This is a genomic window from Burkholderia sp. TSV86 (genome assembly GCF_001522865.1).
GTDB lineage: Bacteria > Pseudomonadota > Gammaproteobacteria > Burkholderiales > Burkholderiaceae > Burkholderia.
Genome location: NZ_LOWB01000003.1, coordinates 1 through 2,064 on the forward strand (window position 1 = coordinate 1; position 2,064 = coordinate 2,064).

The window sequence follows — 2,064 nt, forward strand, 5'->3', positions numbered from 1 at the left end:
ACCAGAATCACGTCGATCGGGTAATGCAGGCGCCGAAATACCTTCGCCAACATCGAATTCAGCGCTTGATTCATCGTCCACATCGCAGCTTCATTGACGCACTCAGCATACCACCCGCCTTATTGCGACAGAACCGGTTCTTCGACCCGGGCGGGGCTGTTGGCGAGGCGACTTCGTCTCAGGCGGTGATGAAGCTCAATTGCGAGCGCCGGCGAAAGGGAAGGACTTCGGCGGGTCGGCGGCTGAATTCTCTCCGCGGTGCGGAGAGAGTTGGGGGAGCGCCCAGCAGGGTTCCGCCGTGGCTGAGATTCCGGTAACGTGGCCACTGCTGGCGCGCGCTGGCCCGCCGATTCCTCCATTCCCGACAAGATGACCGAACTCGTCCCCGTATCCCTCTTGACCGACATCCGCCGCATGATTGATTCGGCGCGCGCCCGGGCGGCCGCGGCCGTCAACGCAGAACTGACCCTACTTTATTGGCAGGTTGGTCGTCGCATTCGAAATGATGTGCTGGGCGGGGAGCGCGCGGGCTATGGACAACAGATCCTGCCCGCGCTCGCACGACAACTGCGAGCTGAGTACGGCCGGGGTTGGAGCGAGCAGCAATTGCGCCACTGCATCCGCGCGGCCGAGGTGTTTCCGGATGAACCAATTCTCTCCGCACTGCGGAGAGAATTGAGCTGGACCCATCTGAAGATGTTGATGTACGTCGACGACCCGCTCAAGCGCGACTTCTATATTGAACTCTGTCGCCTAGAGCGCTGGTCGTCGCGGCAGTTGCAGGAGCGGATGCAGTCGATGCTGTTCGAGCGCAGTGCGCTGTCGCGGCAACCCGACGAAGTGATTCGGCGCGAAGTGGCGCACCTCCGTGACGCGCAGCAGATGGCGCCTGACCTCGTGCTGAAAGATCCGTACATCCTCGATTTTCTTGGCCTCAACGATCACTATCTCGAGCGCGATCTCGAGGATGCGATCTTGCGCGAGATGGAACAGTTTCTCCTGGAACTCGGCGCCGGATTTACATTCGTCGCGCGCCAGAAGCGGCTGTTGATCGACGACGACGACTTTTATCTCGACCTGTTGTTCTACAACCGCAAGCTCAAACGCCTCGTCGCGATCGAACTGAAGCTCGGTTCCTTCAAGGCCGAGTACAAGAGTCAGATGGAGCTGTACTTGCGCTGGCTCGCGAAGCATGAGCAGGAGCCGGATGAAGCGCCGCCGATCGGCATCATCCTATGTGCGGGAAAGAAGCAAGAACAGATCGAATTGCTTGAGCTTGGCAAAAGCGGCATTCACGTCGCTGAGTACCTCACGGTGCTACCGCCGCGCGAGACGCTGCAGGCGAAGCTGCACCAATCGATCGCCGCGGCACGTGCCCGACTTGATGATAAACGCGAGTCGTGATGACAGTGCCTTGGCGTTACGAGCTCGATGCCAGTTGTAGTGGTGCTGCCAACCGGCCCAGGCTTCGTTGCGATGGGCCGAGCTTTGGTATGTCGATGCGCAGCCCACTCACGTGAAGCTGACCGGATGAAGCGTTCATGGCGCAACGCCGGGCGAGGGATCGCACGGCCGCGCTGGAAGCGCTCGCCACCGAGGTATTCCAGGAGCGCACCTTCGCTGACGTGAAGACCGGCATCGGCGTCGTGGCGACCCGCTGGATGACCGAGAAGCCGATGATCTTCAAGGGCAGCGCGGCCCAGGCCCACGGGCGCGCGGCCACCTTCGTGCCGGGCTTTGGCGTGACCCTGGCCAAGGCCGTGCAGGCGTCCTGTTCGGCCTTTCCATTCTTCGAGCGCACCTTCGTGACCACCGCGGCCGGGGATCATGTCGAGCTGGTCGACGGTGGTTACTGCGCCAACAATCCCACCTTGTATGCAATCGCCGACGCGATCGTCGCGTTGGGGCACGCACACGAGGATCTGCGCGTGGTCAGCATCGGCGTGGGCGTCTACCCGGAGCCTAAGCGAAGCTGGACGATGCGGCTCTGAATCGCCCCGGGTTCATCGGAGACCGATTTGTTTGAGTCAGGCCGCCTTGGCGACGTCCTCAAACTGCCGATAG

At 61.5% G+C, this 2,064-nt stretch carries 2 protein-coding genes and 1 pseudogene; 2 read left to right on the plus strand and 1 reads right to left on the minus strand.

Translation table 11 applies throughout. The features are described from left to right. Positions 1–369: 369 nt before the first annotated feature. Positions 370–1,404, plus strand: coding sequence for a PDDEXK nuclease domain-containing protein (locus WS68_RS00205; RefSeq protein WP_059568900.1), 1,035 nt, complete (start codon positions 370–372; stop codon positions 1,402–1,404). A 12-nt stretch (positions 1,405–1,416) separates the two neighbouring features. Here WS68_RS00205 and WS68_RS29485 read toward each other — a convergent pair. Beyond that, positions 1,417–1,544: pseudogene (locus WS68_RS29485) on the minus strand (IS481 family transposase); the annotation flags it as partial. On the opposite strand from WS68_RS29485, the gene WS68_RS00210 reads away from it, so the two are divergent. Beyond that, the gene (locus WS68_RS00210; protein WP_231752915.1) at positions 1,542–1,991 is read left to right on the plus strand and encodes a patatin-like phospholipase family protein; all 450 of its coding nucleotides are present in this window, start codon (positions 1,542–1,544) and stop codon (positions 1,989–1,991) included. The pseudogene WS68_RS29485 and the gene WS68_RS00210 sit on opposite strands and share 3 nt — an antisense overlap. Positions 1,992–2,064: the final 73 nt, after the last annotated feature.